This is a genomic window from Streptomyces sp. NPDC028368 (assembly GCF_055565615.1).
The window spans coordinates 412,868-432,711 of sequence record NZ_JBVHTY010000001.1 but is presented as its reverse complement, the minus strand read 5'-3'; the positions used below and the strand labels follow the sequence as shown (position 1 = coordinate 432,711).

Annotated in this window: 15 protein-coding genes; 4 read left to right on the top strand and 11 right to left on the bottom strand. The window is 72.4% G+C overall.

Translation table 11 applies throughout. The features are described 5' to 3' along the window. Positions 1 to 30 precede the first annotated feature (30 nt). The 6 genes from ACZ4S3_RS01920 to egtA form a co-directional block, all read right to left on the bottom strand. Positions 31 to 1,122: a trypsin-like serine peptidase gene (locus ACZ4S3_RS01920; RefSeq protein ID WP_467924551.1), complete on the bottom strand. Its 1,092-nt coding sequence runs from the start codon at positions 1,120 to 1,122 to the stop codon at positions 31 to 33. Between the two features lie 179 nt (positions 1,123 to 1,301). After that, positions 1,302 to 2,216 (bottom strand): phosphatidylinositol-specific phospholipase C, encoded by a 915-nt coding sequence (locus tag ACZ4S3_RS01915; protein ID WP_467924549.1) that lies wholly within the window; start codon positions 2,214 to 2,216, stop codon positions 1,302 to 1,304. A gap of 163 nt (positions 2,217 to 2,379) precedes the next feature. Beyond that, positions 2,380 to 3,342 carry an L-histidine N(alpha)-methyltransferase gene (gene egtD / locus ACZ4S3_RS01910; protein WP_467924547.1) on the bottom strand — a complete coding sequence of 321 codons (963 nt, stop codon included), beginning with the start codon at positions 3,340 to 3,342 and terminating at the stop codon, positions 2,380 to 2,382. Beyond that, a complete protein-coding gene (gene egtC / locus ACZ4S3_RS01905) occupies positions 3,339 to 4,094 on the bottom strand; it encodes an ergothioneine biosynthesis protein EgtC (RefSeq protein ID WP_467924545.1) in 756 nt (251 codons plus the stop codon). The genes egtD and egtC overlap by 4 nt, the downstream gene beginning before the upstream one ends. 58 nt (positions 4,095 to 4,152) lie before the next feature. Beyond that, a complete protein-coding gene (gene egtB, locus ACZ4S3_RS01900; RefSeq protein WP_467924543.1) occupies positions 4,153 to 5,472 on the bottom strand; it encodes an ergothioneine biosynthesis protein EgtB in 1,320 nt (439 codons plus the stop codon). Continuing rightward, on the bottom strand, positions 5,469 to 6,797 hold the full coding sequence (egtA, locus tag ACZ4S3_RS01895; protein WP_467924541.1) for an ergothioneine biosynthesis glutamate--cysteine ligase EgtA: 1,329 nt from the start codon (positions 6,795 to 6,797) through the stop codon (positions 5,469 to 5,471). The genes egtB and egtA overlap by 4 nt, the downstream gene beginning before the upstream one ends. A 166-nt stretch (positions 6,798 to 6,963) precedes the next feature. On the opposite strand from egtA, the gene ACZ4S3_RS01890 reads away from it, so the two are divergent. Continuing rightward, positions 6,964 to 8,157 (top strand): SMI1/KNR4 family protein, encoded by a 1,194-nt coding sequence (locus ACZ4S3_RS01890; protein ID WP_467924539.1) that lies wholly within the window; start codon positions 6,964 to 6,966, stop codon positions 8,155 to 8,157. An 83-nt stretch (positions 8,158 to 8,240) separates the two neighbouring features. On the opposite strand, the gene ACZ4S3_RS01885 is transcribed toward ACZ4S3_RS01890, so the two are convergent. Next, positions 8,241 to 9,452, bottom strand: a complete 1,212-nt coding sequence (locus ACZ4S3_RS01885) for a pyridoxal phosphate-dependent aminotransferase (RefSeq protein WP_467924537.1) — start codon at positions 9,450 to 9,452, stop codon at positions 8,241 to 8,243. 137 nt (positions 9,453 to 9,589) lie between these two features. On the opposite strand from ACZ4S3_RS01885, the gene ACZ4S3_RS01880 reads away from it, so the two are divergent. Together ACZ4S3_RS01880 and ACZ4S3_RS01875 are read left to right on the top strand one after the other, a co-directional pair. Further along, positions 9,590 to 10,240, top strand: coding sequence for a winged helix-turn-helix transcriptional regulator (locus ACZ4S3_RS01880; RefSeq protein ID WP_467924535.1), 651 nt, complete (start codon positions 9,590 to 9,592; stop codon positions 10,238 to 10,240). 13 nt (positions 10,241 to 10,253) lie between these two features. Further along, a complete protein-coding gene (locus tag ACZ4S3_RS01875) occupies positions 10,254 to 10,643 on the top strand; it encodes an HAD family hydrolase (protein WP_467924533.1) in 390 nt (129 codons plus the stop codon). An 82-nt stretch (positions 10,644 to 10,725) separates the two neighbouring features. Here the strand turns inward: ACZ4S3_RS01875 and ACZ4S3_RS01870 are convergent, their stop codons facing one another. The 3 genes from ACZ4S3_RS01870 to ACZ4S3_RS01860 form a co-directional block, all read right to left on the bottom strand. Beyond that, positions 10,726 to 13,947, bottom strand: coding sequence for a CHAT domain-containing protein (locus ACZ4S3_RS01870; protein WP_467924531.1), 3,222 nt, complete (start codon positions 13,945 to 13,947; stop codon positions 10,726 to 10,728). A gap of 122 nt (positions 13,948 to 14,069) precedes the next feature. Beyond that, complete coding sequence (locus ACZ4S3_RS01865) at positions 14,070 to 15,620, bottom strand: ABC transporter substrate-binding protein (protein ID WP_467924529.1); 1,551 nt, start codon at positions 15,618 to 15,620, stop codon at positions 14,070 to 14,072. Between the two features lie 10 nt (positions 15,621 to 15,630). Beyond that, positions 15,631 to 17,577: a P-loop NTPase family protein gene (locus tag ACZ4S3_RS01860; protein WP_467924527.1), complete on the bottom strand. Its 1,947-nt coding sequence runs from the start codon at positions 17,575 to 17,577 to the stop codon at positions 15,631 to 15,633. A gap of 268 nt (positions 17,578 to 17,845) precedes the next feature. Here ACZ4S3_RS01860 and ACZ4S3_RS01855 point away from each other — a divergent pair, with 268 nt between their 5' ends. Then, positions 17,846 to 18,937 carry a glycosyl hydrolase family 18 protein gene (locus ACZ4S3_RS01855; protein WP_467924525.1) on the top strand — a complete coding sequence of 364 codons (1,092 nt, stop codon included), beginning with the start codon at positions 17,846 to 17,848 and terminating at the stop codon, positions 18,935 to 18,937. Here ACZ4S3_RS01855 and ACZ4S3_RS01850 read toward each other — a convergent pair. Further along, a complete protein-coding gene (locus ACZ4S3_RS01850) occupies positions 18,881 to 19,777 on the bottom strand; it encodes a helix-turn-helix transcriptional regulator (RefSeq protein WP_467924523.1) in 897 nt (298 codons plus the stop codon). The genes ACZ4S3_RS01855 and ACZ4S3_RS01850 overlap by 57 nt on opposite strands. Between the last annotated feature and the right edge of the window lie 67 nt (positions 19,778 to 19,844).

Sequence of the window (19,844 nt, the reverse complement as noted above, 5' to 3'; positions counted from 1 at the left end):
CGCCGCCGGTGAGCCCCGGCCGCGCCCCGCCTATGCCGTGGCGCGCCGGTACAGCCGCGCCATATCCGCGCCGAAGCGGCTGCTGTAGGACGTGGCGTCGTCGCCGCCCTCGTCCATGCCGCCGATGACGCCGATCAGTGAGCCGGTGCCGGTGGCCGGGTCGATATCGGTGAGCATCGGGCCGCCGCTGGTGCCGTTCGGGAATCCCGGGCAGGCGAAGCGGAGTTGGGAGGGGCTCTGGGCGTCCGCCGTATGGCGGCAGGCGAGCGGGGTGTCCTGGCCGTCGGGGTAGCCGGTCAGCTGGGCGGGGCGGCCGGCGGGCGCGTCGAAGCGGAGCCGTTCGGCGCCGGTGACCTCCTCGATCGTGCGGTCGTCGGGCGCCCGCCCGGCACGGCGCACCCGGAGGAACGCCACGTCGCGGTCCGGGTCCCGGTCGCTGATCCAGCGGGGGTCGACATCGATCCGGGTGGGCACCCACAGCCCGTACGGCGCGATGCCGTCGTGCAGGCCGGGCACGAACACCAGCCGGGTGCGGAAGCCGCCGTCGTGGACACAGTGCGCGGCGGTGACAATCAGGTCGCCCGCGGGGGAGTGCACCACGCTCGCGGTGCAGTGGTGTGTCGGGTCGCCGTCGTCGCCGGGCGAGAAGAGCGCACCCACCGGCGGTGAGGGCGCCGTCGGCGCGGCGACCAGTGGACGGGACGCGCCGGGCCGGGCCGGGGCGCCGGTGCGGCCGGCCGGCACCGGCACCGGCGGTCCCGGCCGCTCCCGGTACGGTCCTGCGAGCACCGCGGCGGCGGCCGTGTCCCCGGCGCGGCGCCCGGGGAGATACGAGCCCGTAGCGGGGTCGCCGGCCGCCAGGTACGGATCGTTCGGCCCGGACGACAGCGCCACCACCATCGCCACACCGCCCGCCACCAGCGTCGTCAGCAACAGCGCCAGCGCCACCCGCCGCAGCGGCACACCGCCCCTGCCCCGCCCGGCCGCCCCCGCAGAGCGCGGCAGCTCCTCCGTCGCCGTCCGCCCGCACTCGCCCGTCTCCACCAGCCGCCGCCTCGCCACATCAGCCGGCGCCACCCCGTCGGACGGACAGCGCGGCGCCGGAACCAGACATCCAGACATTTGGCTCAGTCTGCGGCATGGCACCCGACGGAGAGTGACGCCACGGCCGGGGCTGTCGCCCGTCCCGCAGGGTCCCGCAGGATGCGGGTTGTGCGGCGTTGCTCCATCCGGACCCGCTTGCCGGGGTGGACGAGCGAGGGCGGCTCCTCGATGGCGGTGCCGGTGGCGCCGCTGGGTGGCTACGCCGCCGGATTGTGCCCGATCAGCGTCTCCGCCAGCCCGAACTCGTTCGGGAAGTCCACCGGCACAATGCCCAGTCCCGTCCACCCGCTCGTCTCCGAGCCCGTAAGTAGGCTCTTGACCTGCGGGTTCAGGCGGTCCGCGTTGGAGCGGGGCGGCAGCAGGGCGGCGGTGCTGACGTAATTGATGTACAGCTTGCCGGGCTCGGTGGCCGCCTTGCGGAACTGGGCCTCGACCTTCGGCCATTTCCCGAACGGCTCCGCCATGTAGTCGTCCTGGATGTCGAAGAGCGCGGGATCGGCGTACCGTACGCCCGGCATCCCGTCGGAGTCCGCGAGCAGTACGACCTTGCCCCGGGCCTGGCCCAGCGACGGCAGAGCGCCGTCGAGGCGGAACAGCGGGCGATAGCCCTTGTCGTCGAGGTAGATGTCGAAGATCCGGCGGAACTCCTCGGCGGCGACCTCCGAGTACTCCTGCTTGACGCGCATCAGGACCGTCTCGGAGGGGTGCGCCTGCAAGAACGCCCGACAGGCGTTGAGCACATCGCCGAACATCAGCTCCTGGTAGAAGGCGCCGTGATGGATGGCGAAGGCGCTGTCGACGGCCCGGCAGCGGACGTCCAGGAAGCGTATTCCGGAAGCCAGTTGGGCGTCGATGGCGGTGTTCTGGCAGGCGACCCAGGGGCCGCCGACGCGGGCGCCGGAGTCATGGGTGCCCGGGATCGTCAGCCGCTGGACGGGGGTGCCGTCGGCGAGGGCCGACATCCAGTCCTGGACGGAGGCCGCGGAGAGCACCGAGGGCCGCTCCGTCGCCACGGCCGTGGACTGTGCGCCGCCGACGCCCGCCAGCAGCCCCGCCGCCGACAATCCGGCCGCGCCCCTGAGGAATCCCCGCCGGTCCAGTCCCAGCCCCATGCCGCCACCCCTGTGTTGGAGTCTGCCTGCCGCACGCCTGCCCGTGCGAACATGCGATCGGGGCATCGAACCACAACGGCCGCGGACATGACACCCGGCCGGCGCGCCATCAGGCACACCGGCCGGGAGTGGGCCCCGCCCCGGAACCGGGACGGGGCTCGCCTCAGAAGCGGACCGACAGCGACAGCGCGAAGCGTTCCGCGCTGTCCGTCCACCACTGATTCAACTCCAGCCCGACGGCGGCGAGTTCATCCTGTACGGCGTCCTCGCGGAATTTGGCGGAGACCTCGGTCCGTACCTCCTCCCCCTCCTCGAAGGACACCGCCAGGTCCACCGCGGGGATCTTGACGGTCAGCTCCTTGCGGGCCCGCAGCCGCATCTCGATCCACTCGCGCTCGGCGTTCCACAGCGCGACATGCTCGAAGTCGTCGGGGTCGAAGTCGCCGCCCAGCTCGCGGTTGATGACATGCAGCACGTTCTTGTTGAACGCGGCCGTCACACCTTGGGCGTCGTCGTAGGCGGCGACCAGCGTGGCCTCGTCCTTGACCAGGTCGGTGCCCAGGAGCAGGGCGTCGCCCGGCGAGAGGAGATCGTGGACGGAGTGGAGGAAGGCGGCCCGTTCCTCGGGCAGCAGATTGCCGATGGTGCCGCCGAGGAAGGCGAGCAGTCGCGGGCCGGGCGCCTCGGGCAGGGTGAGTCCCTGCTGGAAGTCGGCGACCAGGGCGTGCACGGTCAGGCCGGGGTGCTCGGTGAGCAGCGCCTTGCCCGCCGCGGCCAGGGCCGATTCGCTGACGTCGACCGGTACGTAGGTGTGCAGGCCGGTGAGTGCGCCGATGAGGTGACGCGTCTTGTCGGACGAGCCGGAGCCCAGCTCGATCAGCGTGCGGGCATCGGTGACCGCGGCGATCTGCGCGGCGCGGGTGAGCAGGATCTCCCGCTCCGCGCGCGTCGGGTAGTACTCGGGCAGTTTGGTGATCTCCTCGAACAACTCGCTGCCCCGCGCGTCATAGAACCACTTGGGCGGCAGCTGTTTGGGTGTACGGGTCAGCCCCTGGAGGACGTCGGCGCGCAATGCGGCCGAGGTGGCGTCGGCAGGGAGGGTGCGGGTGATGCTGAGGGGGCTCACGCGGCAGGCTCCTTGAGCGGGGTGAGATGGACGTCGGTACGGGTGGCGCGCACCAGGGTGCGGTCCGGGACCTCGGTCCACTGGGGTGCGTCGTCGTAGGGCTCGGAGGCTACGACGGTGCCGCCTCCGGGGAGGGTCAGGTGAAAGAGGGTGTCGCCCCAGGTCGTGGCGGCGATGGTGGTGCCGTCGGTGAGCAGAAGATTGAGCCGGGAGCCGGGGGCGGCCTCGGCGACGGCGGTGACGGTGCCGGCCAGCGCCTCGCCCAGCTCGTCCCCGTCCGCCAGCCGGTGCCGGACCAGCGCGAACAGGAACGCCGCGTCGCAGCGGGCAGGCAGCCGCAGCAGTTCCTCCGGGGGCAGCGCGGCGGCCAGCGGGGCGAGCGAGCCGGGCCAGCCGAGCACGGCGCCGTTGTGGCTGAACAGATACCGGTCGGCCGCGTACGGCGCCGCCGCGGCCTCCGCATCGGCCCCCGCCTCGGTGGCATCCCGTACGGCGGCGAGCAGCGCACCGGTGCGCACCACCCGCGCCAGATCGGGCAGCAGATCGTCGGCCCAGATCGGCCCGGCCCGGCGGTACCGGGCGGGTATCGGGTCGTCCGGCGCGTACCAGCCGACCCCGAACCCGTCCGCGTTGACCGTCCCGTGCATCTGGCGGCGCGGCGCCCACGACTGCCGGTAGAGCCCCTGTGGCGGGGCCAGCACCATCTGGCCGAAGGGTATCTCCGGCCCGAGGTAAGCGATATGACGGCACATCAGCTCATGCCTCCCCCTGGACGTGGCGCACTGTCTCCCGTGGTTCCGTTCGCGGCCCTCACTCGCCCGCCGCCGGGTCGGCGTCCCGGGCGGTGCGGAACCCGGAGAAGATCTGCCGCCGGACCGGCAGGTCCCAGTTGCGGAACGTCCCCCGGCAGGCGACCGGATCGACCGCGAAGGACCCACCGCGCAGCACCTTGTGCGCGCCGCCGAAGAACACCTCCGAGTACTCCCGGTAGGGGAAGGCGGCAAAGCCCGGATACGGGAGGAAGTCGCTCGCCGTCCACTCCCATACGTCGCCGATCAACTGCCGTACGCCGAGGGGGGACTGGCCCTCCGGGTAGCTGCCGACGGGGGCGGGCTGGAGATGGCGCTGGCCGAGGTTGGCGTGTGCCGGGGTCGGGTCCTCGTCGCCCCAGGGGTAGCGCATCGCCCGGCCGTCGGCCGGATCGTGCCGGGCGGCCTTCTCCCACTCGGCCTCCGACGGCAGCCGCCGGCCCGCCCAGCGCGCGTAGGCGTCCGCCTCGTACCAGCTGACATGCAGCACCGGCTCGTCCGGCGGCACCGGCTCACTCACCCCGAACCGGCGGCGCAGCCACTGGCCGCCGTCCCGCGTCCAGAACAGCGGCGCACACAGCCGGTGCTTGCGCACCTGCGCCCAGCCCTCCTCGGCCCACCAGCGCGGATCGTCATAGCCGCCGTCCTCGATGAAGCGCTGATACGCGGCGTTGCTGACCGGTGTGGTGTCGATCAGGAAGGAGGGCAGCAGCCGGCGGTGCGCGGGGCGTTCGTTGTCCAGCGCCCAGGGCTCGGTGGAGGTGCCCATGGTGAACGGCCCGCCGGGGACGAGGACTTCGGCCGGCAGGATGCCGTCGGAGGTGACCGGAGGCGCGGGCGCGGTGAGTGCGGCGGGACCGCGCCGCAGCTGATGGGTGATCAGCATGGTCTCGTCGTGCTGCTGTTCATGCTGCGCGATCATGCCGAAGGCGAAGCCGGAGTCGAGCAGCGGACCGCCGCGCAGCGGGCTGGTCTCCAAAATGTCCAGCACCCGGCCGCGCACCTCGGCCGCATAGCCGTGCGCCTCGGCGGGCGCCAGCAGCGGCAGCGAGGGACGCGCGGCGCGCGGATGCTCGAAGGCGTCGTAGACCGAGTCGATGTCCGGGCGCAGCGCCTCCCGGCCGCCGACCGTGCGCAGCAGCCACTGCTCCTCCTGGTTGCCTATGTGCGCCAGGTCCCAGACCAGCGGTGACATGAGCGGGGAGTGCTGGGCGATGAGATCGGGTTCCTCCACACAGGTGGTCAGCAGGCGGGTGCGGTCGCGGGCGGCGAGCAGCGCCGAGGCCGCGCGCTCGCGAAGCGACTCGGGATCGGTGGTCACGGGCTGTCCTTCCCAAGAGTGAGGCCGCCGGCCGGGGGCTCGGTGATGTCCGCGGCGTCGGAGGCGTACGCACGGTCTGCGTCCTCGGCGTACAGCGCGTCGAGATGGTCGTCGGCGGGGCAGCGGCCGCGGGCCACATAGCGTTCGGCGAACTCCGCGACGGCCGAGAGCACACCGGGGGAGGCGCCGAGCCGGGGCAGCGCGTCCTGCGCGGCCGCGAAGCAGGCCACCGCCGCGCCATGCAGCTCGGGGTCGGTCAGCGCGCCGCGGGCCGCGTGCCGCCACAGCGGATTGCGCGGCGCCGGACGCGAACCGGCCGTCTCTGCAAGGGGTTTGACGATGCGATAAGCCGTCTCGGTCGCCTCCGGATCGTCGAACAGCGCGGCCGTCACGGCCAGCGGCACGATCCAGCCGCCGTCACCCGCCTGCGCATCGATCATGCGCAGTTCCAGGTGGCCGCGCGGGCGGACCGGCGGGAAGAGGGTGGTGACGTGATAGTCGAGGTCCTCCCGTGTCGGGGGCCTGGGCGCGCCCGTACGGACCCATTCGCGGAAGGTCAGTCCCTGCGGCGCGTCCCAGGGGCCGTCCTCGGACCGTACGCACATCACCGGGGCGTCCAGGACATAGCGCGTCCAGGCGGCCCGCGGATCCGCCTCCTGGGGCGGGGCGAGGGTACGGTCCGGATCCATCTGGGACCAGATGACCTGGCGAGTGGTGCGATAGCCCGTGGGGCAGCCTTCGCTGGTCGGCGAATTGGCGAAGGCCGCGGCCAGCACCGCGCCCAGCAGATGCGCCAGCAGCCAGCGGCGGCCGTAGCCGAGCGGCCCCGGCTCCTCGTATCCGGCGTCCACACAGACCTGTACGGACGCGGTGCCGCACATCATGGACCGGCCGGCGCCGCCCCAGCGGTCGAAATAGGCCTCCATCGCGTTGTAACGGGGATCGGTCAGCACGCGGTGCGGGGCGTGCCACGGGTTGTGGCCGTGTCCCGCCATGCCCAGACCCAGGGCACGCATCGCGGGACGGACCAGGGCCAGATCGGCCGAGACGGCCTCGATGCAGGCGCTGAGGGAGGTGGCGGGGAGCGAGCTGAGCTCCAGCTGGCCGCCGGGTTCGAAGGTCAGAAGGGAATGCAGGGGGAGCGCGCGCAGAGTGGTGGCCGCGCTGTGCAGCCGGGACGGTTCGACCGGACATCGGGGATTGCGTGCGTCATGGACCAGAAACTCGATCTCGACGCCGATGCGCCGTGGCGGACCCGTCTTGAAACATATTCCGCGCAGGTGAGCCTCGAGATCCGCTTCCGTTACCGCTGGTCGTACGGGCATCGCGTCCTTCTCCTCCGGGGCGGCAGGATTACCGCCCTCCACCTAAGCGGCTCCACGCCCTGCGCTCAAGGGCGCATGGGCCGGGCGGGCGGTGTGGGCCGGTCGCGGGCCGTGGAAGGAGGCGGGCGGCAACAATTCGTGAGCGGCGCGCCCGTTAGGGTGAGCCATGGACATCGTCGGCTTCACCACCCCGCACACGGAGTGGCCGCCCAGGCCGGTCCCCGTCGACTGGCCGGCGGTCGAGAGGTGGCTGGGGACGGCGCTGCCGGACGACTACAAGCGGCTGGCCGACACCCACGGCCCGCTGGACTTCGGCGCATATGTCTGGATCCACGTCCCGTGTGCCCAGGAGCAGCGCTTCGACTACGGGGAATGGCTCCGTGACACCCACCGTGCGGCCCGAATCGAGGCCCGTGCGCTGCCGGAGGACCGGCGGCCGGCCATTCACCCCGACCCTGGCGGACTGCTCGCCTGGGGCACCACCCGCGGCGGCGACGTCCTGTTCTGGGACACCTCGGTCTCCGCGGACCCCAACGCGTGGACGGTCGTCGTACGCCACCAAGAGGCCGTCCCCGGCAGCGGACTGCGGCGCTGGCACCGCTACGACCTCACTCTCACCGCCTACCTCCGCCATACCGTCCGTACCGGTTGGGAACTTCCCGCCCCGCCCGGCCCCTTGCTCGGCCCCCTCCCCGGCAGCGTCGCCCGCACCGCCTTCCTGGGGACCGCCGGCCCCTGGACCCCGCCCGAGCCCACCGTCCCGCGGCTGACCGAGGCGGAGCGCCGATTCGCCCTGGAGACCGGCACCGGCCTGGACGCGCTGTGCGTGCTGTCCCCGCCGCCCGCGACCCCGTACCTGGGAGACGGCACCTGGCACGGCCTCTTCGCCGAGCTGGGCACGCGGCTGCCGGGCGAGTACGTGAGGCTCATGGAGCGGTACGGCGCCGGCTGCTGGAGCGGTTGGCTGCGCTTCCTCACCCCGCTGCGTACGGGAGAGCATCGCTTCCTGCACCACGTGACGGAGACGACGGGGGCCTACCGGAGCCTCAAGGAGGACTTCCCGGAGTACTACCCGCTGACCATGTGGCCCGAGCACGGCGGCTTCCTGCCCTTCGCCAACTCCATCGACGGCGACCAGATCGGCTGGCTCACCGAGGGCGACGACCCGGACGCCTGGCTCTTGATCGTCTGGCCCCGCCACGCCGACCAGGGAAAACCCTGGGACCACGGCCTGATCGACGGCCTTCTGGCCTGGCAGCGCGGCACCTTCGCGACCGAGGGCCTGGCCGGGCCGGACGAGGACGACGACCCGGTCGAGTCGGCGGGGTTCGAGGCGTGGACCGACGATGCGTACTGGTGACGGCGCGGCGGACGCGGAGCGGCTCATGGCTGCGCGGCCCCCGGCTTCCGCCCGTCACCGCCGGTGTCACCGCCGGGCCGGTGTCACTGCCGGTATCCCGCCAGGAAACGGCCGATCCGGCTGATCGCCGCGTCGAGATCGTCGGCGTGCGGGAGGGTGAGGATGCGGAAGTGGTCCGGGCGGGGCCAGTTGAAGCCGGTGCCCTGGACGACCTGGATCTTTTCCCGGAGCAGGAGGTCGAGCACGAACTTCTCGTCGTCGTGGATCTTGTGTACGGCGGGGTCGAGGCGGGGGAACGCGTACAGCGCGCCCTTGGGTTTGACGCAGGAGACGCCGGGGATCTCGTTCAGCCGCTGCCAGGCCGTGTCGCGTTGTTCGCGCAGCCGGCCGCCCGGCAGCACGAGGTCCTGGATGCTCTGGCGTCCGCCGAGGGCGGCCTGGATGGCGTACTGCGCGGGGGCGTTGGGGCACAGCCGCATCGAGGCGAGGGTGTTCAGGCCCTCCAGATAGTCGGCGGCGTGTTCCTTGGGGCCGGAGACGACCACCCAGCCGGAGCGGAATCCGGCCACGCGGTAGGCCTTGGACAGGCCGCTGAATGTCAGGCACACCAGGTCGGGGGCGAGCACCGCGGCGTGGTGGTGGACCTCGTCGTCGTACAGGATCCGGTCGTAGATCTCGTCGGCGAAGACCATCAGCTGATGGCGGCGGGCGAGATCGAGCATGCCCTCGAGCAGCTCGCGCGGATAGACCGCGCCGGTGGGGTTGTTGGGGTTGATGATGACCATCGCCCGGGTCCGGTCGGTGATCTTCGAGGCGAGGTCGTCGAGATCCGGCAGCCAGTCCGCGGACTCGTCGCACAGATAGTGCACGGCCTTGCCGCCGGCGAGCGTGGTGACCGCCGTCCAGAGCGGGAAGTCCGGGGCGGGGATCAGGACCTCGTCGCCGTCGTCCAGGAGGGCCTGCACCGACATCGAGACCAGCTCGGAGACGCCGTTGCCGAGGTAGATGTCGTCGACGTCGACCTCGGGCAGGCCGACCTGCTGGTAGTGCTGGGCCACCGCCCGGCGGGCGGAGAGGATGCCGCGGGATTCCGTGTAGCCGTGTGCGCGGGAGAGATTGCGGATCACGTCCTGGAGGATCTCTTCGGGGCACTCGAAGCCGAACAGCGCCGGATTGCCGGTGTTCAGCCGCAGCACGCTGTGCCCCGCCTCCTCCAGCGTGTTGGCGTGCTCGATCACCGGCCCGCGGATCTCGTAGCAGACGTCGGCCATCTTGCTGGACTGCTTGAACTGCATGCGGCGGCCTCCCGGTCCCTCGCTCACCGCGCGGTGCGGCAGCACTCGGCACTGTCACTCGGACAACACCGTACATCCGTACTTGGTTTTACCAAGCGGCGACTTGGAAAGTCCAACTGTATGTCTATGCTGGTGTCATGCCGCGCCGAAGCTATGACCAGTACTGCGCCCTTGCCCGAGCCCTGGACGCCGTGGGCGACCGCTGGACGCTCCTGATCGTCCGGGAACTGCTCGGCGGTGCCCGGCGCTACACCGATCTGCACGCGGACCTGCCCGGCGTCAGCACCGACATGCTCGCCTCCCGCCTCAAGGACATGGAGCGCGACGGTCTGCTCTCCCGCCGCCGGCTCGCCCCTCCCGGTGCGGCCTTCGTCTACGAACTCACCGCCCGCGGCCGCGCCCTGCTGCCCGCGCTCACCGCCCTCGCCGACTGGGGCGCCCCCGCCCTGGACGAAAAGCGCCCCACGGACGCGGTGCGCGCCCACTGGTTCGCCCTCCCGCTCGTCACCCGGCTCGGCCGCCACTTCGCGGACGGCGCCGGGGTGGTGGACATCGCCCTCGACGAGGGGGAATTCCATGTCACCCTCGACGACCCGGACGGCCCCCACTACGCCGACGGCCCCGCCGAACACCCCGACCTCCGGCTCCGGATGGACACCGCGACCTGCGCCGACATCGCGTACGATCGCCTCTCCCTCGCACAGGGAATCGAATCCGGCCGGATCGCGGTCACACTGCCCGACGGGCCCGACGACCGGCCGCGACGAAAGAGGACGACAACGGCATGAGGACGGCCACGGCATGACGATGCGAGCCCTGGCGGTCTTCGACCTGGACGGTACGCTCGCCGACTCCGGTCATCGCCAGCATCTGCTGCAGTGCACCCCGCGTGACTGGAAGGCCTTCTTCGCGGCGGCAACCGAGGACCCTCCCCCATGCCTTAAGGGCACGGGAGGTACCCCCACGCCGCCGAGGGCGTGGCCCTCCCATGCGGACCGGCGCCCCGCCCGGCAGACCAAGCTGGAGATCCTGCGCCGGATGGCCCGCGATCGGGAGGTCCGGTATGTCGTCGATGACGATGGGCTGGTGTGCGATGCCTGTGAGAAGGCGGGGTTCCCGGTCATCCGGGCACGGTGGGCCGATCCGTCCGACGTCCTGAAGGAAGCTCAGGAGCGCGCCGGACGTACGTAGTTGCCGATCGTGTCGGTGATCGGTGATCGGTGATCGGTGATCGGTGATCGGTGTCGGCGATCAGTGAAGGCGTAGCGGTCGGCTACGCGCCCGCGTGCAGGTACGCCGCCCAGAGGGACGGTGTGCGGGGGAAGCGGTCGCGCAGGGTCCGTACGGTGTGGTGGAGGGCCAGGGCCGAGCGGAGGGTGTCCAGGGGATGGCCCTCGGTGCGCAGGTGGGAGTAGAAGGTGTCGGCGACGGTGACGGAGACCTTGTCGTCGACCGCCCACAGGGTGCCGATGACGTTCGGGTAGCCGGCCAGCTGGAATGCCGAGGTCAAGTGGATCGCCTCGGCGGCCGGTCCGGTGGCGTCGCTGACGGTCGTGTGGCACGCCGAGAGATAGGCGAGCTGCGCCCCCGCAGGCCGTACGGCGGCCAGGCCGGCGACGGTGAGTGGCGCGGCGTCGTGGTCGTGCAGCAGAAGGCGGCTCTTCGACGGGTCGTCGGGGTGGCTGACGCAGTGGCAGGCGAAGTGGGCGATGGGGCAGGCGGGCAGGTGTTCCAGGACCTGCGCCCGGGTGGGCGGGAGGGAAACGGGTGTGTTCCGGCGGCCCTTGGCGTCATCGGCGCCCAGGAGCAGGACCACCTCGTCCAGCCGGTCGTGGAGCGCGCCCGCCTCGGCGGCGGCATGGTCCAGCCGCCCGCCGCCCGCCAGACCGGGCGTCGTGGGCATCGCCACGACCAGCGCGCGGGGCGGGGCGGCGGTCGCTGCCGGAGCCTGCTGCCGGGCGTGACGCAGGGCGCGCACCGTAGGGGTGTAGGAGGAGACGACGCGGTCGAGGACGGTACGCCGGTCCGGGCCCGGATCGGCGTGGTGGCCCGCGGCGTGCAGCGGCAGCAGCCCCAGCAGCCCGCCGGGCACCCACCACACCCGCGGCCACGCCGTCCCGGCCGGCGGCGCACCGTGATGCCCCAGCGCCCGTAGCACCGGCTCCGCCGCGACGTCCCACAGCCAGCCGAGCACGGAGTTCAGCGCCGGCTGGGCGGCCCTGCGGCGCCTGCGGTGCCGGTGCCCGGCCGCGACGGCCAGCTGCTGGTGGAAGGCGGTGACCGTCCGGGTGAGGGTGTCGTGCCGCAGCGCGGGCAGCGGGACGGCACGGATGCCGTCCCGGGTCAGCAGCAGTGCATCGCTGCGATGGGGGCTGATGTTGAAGACCACGACCGGGCCGTCCGCCGCCTCGGTGAGCAGCTCGGCGGAGGTGGGCGGCCGCCCGAACGACGCGAGCCCCTCGAGCGACCGGATCGTGGCCAGCAGCTCGGCGAACTCGGCCGTCAGATGCTGTCGTTGCGCCACGAGACGGTGCCGGTCCACCGCCGTCAGCTCCAGCTCCGCGCTCGGCAGCCCGCGACCGTGCCCGTCGTCCACGGGCCGGTCGAGCCGGTCGCGGAGGGCGTGGAACCGCGCCGCTGTCTCCGGGTGCGCGAGCCGAAGCTCCGTCAGATCACCGCGGGTGTCCAGCGCCGGGCCGAGCAGTACGGCCCGGCCCGCCTCCAGCAGCCGCAGCGCGCGGGCCGCCCGTTCGCCGGGCGTACCGCGCGGGTCGGAGAGCGCCAGCGCGGCCGCGTCCCCGGCCAGTCCGGCGAACGCGTCCGGCACCGTCTGCCGGCCGCCACGCGCCGGCCGCCGCGGCGCCATCTCGGGCAGCGCCCGTACGGCCATCTCCAGCAGATCCGCGGCCCGGCCGGGCGCGGCGGCGGCCGACAGCCGGCCCGCGGAGCACGCCGCGGCGGCCCGTACGGAGGGCGCCGTCGCCGCGCCGTCCGCCGCCTTGGTGTACGCCGCCACCGCCGCGTCCCGGTCCGCCGCATCCCGGGTACGGCGGTACCGGTCGGCCAGCGCGTCCCCGAGAGACGCGGCGAACGCCGCGGTGCCGGGCAGCCCGGCCGGAGCGGCGGCGACGGCGGTGCGGAGGGCGGCGATCGACTCGTCGAGATCGGCCCGGTCGTCGGTGGTGGCGAAGCGCAGCCGCAGGGCGTTGCCGAGGTTGGCCAGATACTGCGTGCGCGCCGGGTCGGCGGAGGCCGTGGCCTCGGCCGCGGACCGGAACTCGCGGGCCGCGGCGGCCAGATCCGTGGTGTCCCGGGTACGCAGGAACCGTGACCACAGCGCGAGCCCGAGGTGGTTGAGCACGCCCGGACGGATGGGCAGGCCGGCCGGCATGGCGGCCAGCGCGGACCGGGTCAGGTCTATGGCGGTGTAGAGATCGGCGGCGCCGGCTCGGAGGTCGAAGCGGAGCAGGAGGGCCAGGCCCAGGTTCGACAGCCGTGCCGCGCGCTGCGGGTGGTGGGCCGGAGTGGCGGCCAGCACTTCCTGCCCCGCTGCGACGGCCGCGTCCAAGTCGGCGGACCGTTCCGTCTGTTGATAGCGGGTGCGCAGTGCGCTGCCGAGGTTGGCGAGCGCGGAGAGCCGGCTGGGGTCGGTCGCCGGGAAGCCGTGCACGGCGGACTGCAGGAGTTCGATGGCCTGGTCCAGGTCGGCCGCCTCGCCGGTGCGTTGGGCCCGGCTCTGCAGTGCGATGGCAACATTGCTCACCGCCACCGGCCGCTCCGCGAAGCCCGTCGGGGCCTTCTCGACGACCTCCGAGCCCGCCGCGATCGCCGCGTCCAGATCCGTCACCTCGTGGAAGTGCGCGAACCTCATCCGGAGCAGCGTGCACAGCCGGCCGAGGTAGGTGTAGCGCAGTGGGTCGTCCGCCGCCGTGGAGTCGGCCGCGGCCCGTCCGACGGCGACCGCCTCGTCCAGATCCGCCGCGTCACCCAGCCGCTCGAACCGGGCCAGCAGAGCGGTGCCCAGACCGCCCAGGTGCCTCGCCCGCCCGGGATGGCCGCCCGGCGCCTCGGCGGTAGCGTCGCCGATCCGCCGCCACAGCTCGACGGCCCGGGTCAGCGCCGCCGGATCGGCGGCGGCCGTCGCTTCGTGGAGCACCCGGGCCGCCTCGGCGGCGGCCGCGTCGGCGAGCTCCGGCAGCAACGGCGCGGGCAGGTCCGCCGTACCGGCCAGGAAGCACGGACGCAGCAGCTCCACCGCCCGCTGCCGCTCCCGGCGCCCGTCCGCCGCGGGCAGCGCCCCGGACCTGATCCAGTACAGCCGGCCCAGGCACTCCCGCGCCTTCAAGTCCGCGTCCATGTCATCGTCCTGGGCGAGGAGTTGGCCGACGTGCTCGGCCTCCGTCAGCGCCTCCGGCTCCAACGCAGGTGCCGTGTCGCCGGTTTCGTCGATCCGTCGCAGCCGCAGCCGTACCGCGGCGAGGTGTGCCTCGCTCATGCTCACCCAACGTAGTCCCAACTGCCGGGCGGCCGACCGGATCACCCGATGGCCCGCCTTCCCCGCGGCGGCTGTGATAGGGGCGGCGGCACGGGAACGGCCGACGGCGGGCCACCGACCGGCTACGGCGTCCGGTACGGCGGCGTCGCGTCATCCAGCGGGTCCGGGATCCGGATCAGCGGGACGGGCTTGTTGTGCGGCCAGCCGTCGGAGGCATCGTCGAAGCTGAGCCGGCCACTGGCGGCCGGCACGGTGGTGGTGTGGTTGAGGTTGGTGATCTCGTGGTAGACGTCCTCGATGTCCGGCGTGGCCTTGCCGGTCTGGCCGGTGACGCCGCGGGCGGCCCACACCGCGGTCAGTACGGCGTCGTGATGCATGATCGCGTAGCCGTCGTCGAGAACGGATGCGGAAAAGCCCAGGTCTTTCATGCTGTCGTGGAACGGCGCGAACCCGGGCGGTGCGTACCGTCCCTTGAGCCAGAGCGTGGGGTTCGACGAGGACACGTCCAGGACGGTGATCCGGTGTTTGACGAGCAGGCCCCTGCGGTCCTGGGCCTGCTGAAAGGCGCCGGTCGCGCCGGTCAGAATGGTGAGCGGTTTCTTCTGGTCGCACTGGCCGTCGGCGAGGGCGGTGATGAGCGGGCCGAGGTCGCGGTCGCGGCCGGCGTACAGCACCATGTCGGCCTTCGTCTGGCAGATGTTGTTGAAAACATTGGTGAAGAGCCGGGGAGTTCCGGCCGGGGTGTTTCCGGTGGCACCGACGAATGAGGTACGGCGATTTCCGAGATAGCTCCGGAACGTCGTGTCGAAGGCCTGGCGCATGGTGCGCACGTAGTTGTCCGGGCGGCTGTCGAAGACGAGATAACCGCGGCTGTGGGCGAGCGGCGAATGGTCGACGTACCGGCGGAGCGCCTTGGCGTATTCGGTATTGGAGGGAGACACCTTGAACAGCCGGTCGGCATGGACATCGGTCGCGGTCAGAACGGCGCCGATGGACGGGATGTGGTGCCGGGAGAGTTCGACGGCGGCCTTCCGCGTTTCCTCGATGCTGATGCCCATGCCGGTGACGGCGACCAGCGGGTGCGCGCCGCCGGTCAGGTCCTTCAGCTGGTCGACGGCCGGTTTCCAGTGGGCTTCGCCGCGTCCTTCGTCGGCGATGACGAGCTGGATCTGCGGAGTGGTGGTGCCGCGAATTCCGGTCGCCTGGTCCGGCGCCAGTCCGGGGCAGGCATTCGCCCGGCACTGGGCGATATAGGCGCCTTCCAGGCTGCTCCTGATCTCCCCGATGGGCAGCGCGCTGGTGTCGCTCTCGGTCATCGGGGTCAGCAGGCCGACCCTGACGTAATCGACCCGGCTCTTTCCCTTTCTCGGATGGTCCCACTGGTCGCGTACCCGGCGGTTCTCGCGGGCGATCTTCTCGGTGATGTCGCGCAGTCGCGGATCGGCGGCGTAGGCCGTCTCGTTCGTCAGGCCCACACATTCCCGGTCCGCTCCCGAACCGGCCCAGTGCAGGCCCGGCGCGCCATTTCCGCAGGAATTGTCCGGCGGCGCAGGGCGGACGAGATACGTGATTCCGGCGGCGCACAGCAGCACGGCCGCGACGATGAGGGACATTCCTTTCCGGGTCCGGTGCCAGGGGGTTATCGGGTCGAGGGGGCCATCGGGGTCGAGCATGATCCGGCTCCTATCGGTAGGGGCGGGCCGCGGCGTGCTCCGCATATCTGGCCGCTTCGTGGCGCAGGCCCACCCTGGCCGGATCCGTATGCATGGCCAGCTCGCGGAACATCGAGCCGATGGTCGAGTGGAGTTCGGGCTGCGCGCGGGGCAGCCGGTTGCGGGGGTCGGAGGCCAGCCACAGCGCCACCACCAGCACGGTCAGTGCCCGGTGGGTACCGAACGCGTCCCGGCCCAGCCGCGCCGCGAGGTTGTCCGCCCGCCGCGACGCGGGCAGGCCGGTGTCCACCGGCTCGCGCAGCGGCGCGGCGGTGATCGCGTACAGCTCGTACAACCAGGCGTCGGTGTCCTCGAGTTGGGTCAGCCGGCGGGCCAGGTGGGCGACGACCGCGTCCAGTTCGCCGAGGGCGAGGGAGTGATAGAGCTCGTCGATCCGGTGCGGGTCGCGCCCGCCGCCCTGATGCCGGCTCTTGAGATGGCCGTGCACCTGGTCCCAGGGATATTCCGGCCGGTGGGCGAGTTTCTGCAGCAGCAGCAGGCGCAGCCAGGGGTGCAGTACCGGCCGGGAGCTGAGGGGCTGCGGATGGCGGCCCGCGAGGTAGCCGGCGCCATGGCCGCCGCGGGCTGCCGCGTCCTGCGGGACCGGCTCGGTCAGCCACCACCGGGTGCCGAAGCTGTCCGCCAGTGTGTCGTAGACGCGCATGTCGACGAGACGGGCGTCGAAGGCCGTGTGGAACTCCCGGGCGGCGCTGCAGGTGGTCAGCACGTTCAGCTGGTTCTCGGTCAGGCCGGCCAGCAGCTGCGGCAGTAGCTCGGCGTCCAGGCGTGACGGCCGGGTCAGGATGTCGCGCAGCCGGGACAGGGAGCCGTCGTGGTCGGGGGACGCGGCGGCGGCCTTGAGCAGCGTGGTCACGCTTCCTCGATGACCCTGCGTCAGATCCTGGACTAGGGGCGGTGCTTCGGGCAGCGAGGGCGCCAAGTGGGCGCCGAGTTGCGCAGTTTCGGGCGCGGTCAGGTCAGGAAGCCGTACGTGGTACCAGCGCCACTGCTGGTTGTGCCATGGCCGGGGAATCCCCTCTTCCCAGTCGGCACGGCCGGCGAGCTCCGGCGGCCGGATGCGCACGCCCCGGGCGTCCGACGCTGTGGCGACGACCAGCAGTGGATCGGGCCGGCCGCTCGCGTGCCGCAGCTCCACCAGGAGTTCCAGGAAGTCCCGGCCGCCCGCGGCATCGATGTTGTCCAGCAGCACCAGGCAGTTACGGTCATGCTGCCGGCGCGCGTATGCGCCCCGCAGATCCGCCAGAAACGCCTCGCACAACAGCCGGTCCACCGCGTCCCGGCTCGCCCCGTCCCGGCTCTTGGCCTGGCGGTTCAGGTCGATCAGCGCCTCCAGGGCCGACCGCCCCTGGTCCGCGTACCAGCCGAACTCGGTGTGCCGGGTGAGGCCGGCCGGCAGCCGTGGCGGCTGCCGGATCAGGGCGGCCAGCAGGCCGATGCCCGGAATCGGCACATTGAGGTTGGTGAGCAGCTCGGCGGCGCCGGTGACGAAATCGGCCATCGGGCGCGGCTGCTCCGCGGGCCCCCGCAGCGCCCGGCGCAGCTGCTGCCGGGCCCGCTTGCGGTCCGTCCCGTCCAGGGACAGCCCGGGATCGACGACGAACAGGCCCAGGGTCAGCCGGGGGAACAGCAGTGCGGGCTGATGCCGGATGCGCCGGGAGAGGCCGTACGCCAGGAGACCGGCCACCTCGTGCGGGCGGTGCGGCGTGGAACCGAAGCCGTAGAAGGCGTGCGGGCGGTTGGCGGCCTGCCGGCCGAGCCGCCGCAGCAAGGTCGTCTTCCCGCTGCCCCGTGGCCCCAGCGCGACGATCACCGGGAGGCCGGGCCCGTCGGGGGCCGCGCCGTCCTGCACCCGCGCCCGGCACTCGTGACACAGTGCCTCGATCCCCTGAAATCCCACCGTGCGTTCCGGCAATCCGCTCCGCCCCCGTACCGTCAGTGGCGCCCGTCGGCGCCTCACCGTGCCGCCCCGAAGATGCTGCCATGCGCCTGGATTGGCGCGCGAGATCCTTGCGGCAGATTGGCGGGGCAGTGGCGGCTGCGACGGGCGGCGTTTTCTCATACCCCGTCAGGAGCGCTCACCCGTACGGCACGAGCGCACCGCCGCCGGCCCTCCGTTCGGCCGAACTGACAAAGCGCGGACGGCAACACCGGGTGAAGCTCGAGGAATGGACCATGCATCAGCTACCCGGGCCCGCCCCGGGCTCGCGCTTCTGCTGACCGCGGTGGCGCTCGCCGGACCACTCGCCCCGGCGGCCGTGGCCGCGGCGTCACCGGGGACCGAAGCCGCCGTCGAGCTGGCCGCCGACCGGCGCACCGGCTCGGCCTGGCTGCCGTACTGGGGCGACACCGAGGCCGCCTACCAGGACGCACTGGAACACGCCGACCAGCTGCACACCGTCAGCCCCTTCTGGTACGAGGCCTCGGCCGACGGCATCAAGGGACAGGACGGAGCGGGGAACGTCACCATCATCGACGGGCTGCACCGCGCCGGGATCAATGTCGTGCCCACCGTGACCGAGACCCCGGGCGCCGCCGAGATGGCCGATCTCATAAACGATCCGAGGCGCCGGGCGGCGCATGTCGACGCCCTGCTGCAGATGGCGCAGAGCCGCTCGTACGACGGGGTCGACCTGGACTACGAAACGATGGCCGTCACCGGTGACCGCGCCGCCCGTGAGCGCGTCCGGACCGGATTCAACCTGCTCACCCGCGACCTGTGCGCGCGGCTGCACGTACGCGGCAAACAGTGCGTGGTCACCGTCCTGGCCCGGGTCCGCGGCTCCGGCCAGGCATACGACTACCAGCACCTGGGCAAGGTCGCCGACCGGGTCCGGATCATGGGCTACGACCTGCACTGGTCCGGCGGCCAGGCGGGCCCGCTGTCCTCCAAGCAGTGGTACGAGGAGATTCTGCGCTACGCCACCGGCACCATCCCGCGGAACAAGATCGAGATGGCCTTCCCCGGCTACGGCTGGGACTGGGCCAAGGGAACCGAGGGCCGGGCCGGTCATCTGACCTGGAAGGAAGCCGAGTCGCTGCGCCGGCAGACGGGCGCCGGCTACCACTTCGACGCCCGGTCGGGCACCCCGCACTTCAGCTACCAGAGCGAGGGCGCGGAGCACGAGGTCTGGTACCAGGACGCACGCGGCGTCGCGGAGCAGCTGCCGCTGCTGCGGAAGTACGGCGTGCGGGGCACCGGCCTATGGGCGCTCGGGTTCGAGGACCCGGACGTCTGGTCCGCGCTCCGCGGTCAGTAGCCGCAGCGCCGCCTCGGAGGGCGAACCGTCCGCCGCGGTGTACATCAGCACGCCCTGCCCGGACCCGTCCGGCGTCTGCATCATCTCGAATTCCAGCTCCAGGTCGCCCACCAGCGGATGGTGGAAGCGCTTGGTGCCGAAGGTGCAGTTGCTCACGCCGTGCCGCGACCACAGGGCGGCGAACTCGGTGCTCTTCATCGACAACTCACCGATCAGTTCCGCGAGTTGCGGGTCGTCCGGGCGCTGTCCCGCGGCGACCCGCAGCGCGGAGACGGCGCGGCGGATCTCCGCGTCGCGGTCCGGGTAGAGCTCGCGGGTGTGGGGGTCGAGGAAGAGCAGGCGCTGGGTGTTGGGGCGGTCCAGGGGGCGGCCGGGGCTGTCGAAGTCCAGATGCCCGGCTATCAGGGCGTGCCCGAGCCGGTTCCACGCCAGCACCTCGAAGCGCGGCCCGAGCGCGACGGCCGGTACGCCCTCCAGGGCGCGGAACAGCTGCAGCACCCCGGGGCGGGCCTTGTCATGGCGGACCGCCGGCCGGCGGCGGGTCTGCGTGGGCCGCGCCAGATCGAGCAGATGCGCCCGCTCGTCGGCGGTCAGCCGCAGCGCGCGGGCCAGCGCGTCCAGCACCCCTTCCGAAGCGTTGTGGCTCTGCCCCTGTTCGAGCCGGGTGTAATACGCGACGCTGACCCCGGCCAGCTGGGCGAGTTCCTCGCGGCGCAGTCCGGGGACGCGGCGGCGTGCCCCGTAGGAGACCAGCCCGACGTCCTCCGGCTGCAGCCGGGCGCGGCGGGTGCGCAGAAAGTTCCCCAGCTCGGCGGGGGTGTCGATGCCTGGTGAGTCCATGCCGCCAGTCTCGGTCATCCGACGGCGGCGAGCCTGACCCTGTCAGTACCAGGCTCGGCAGTGCCAG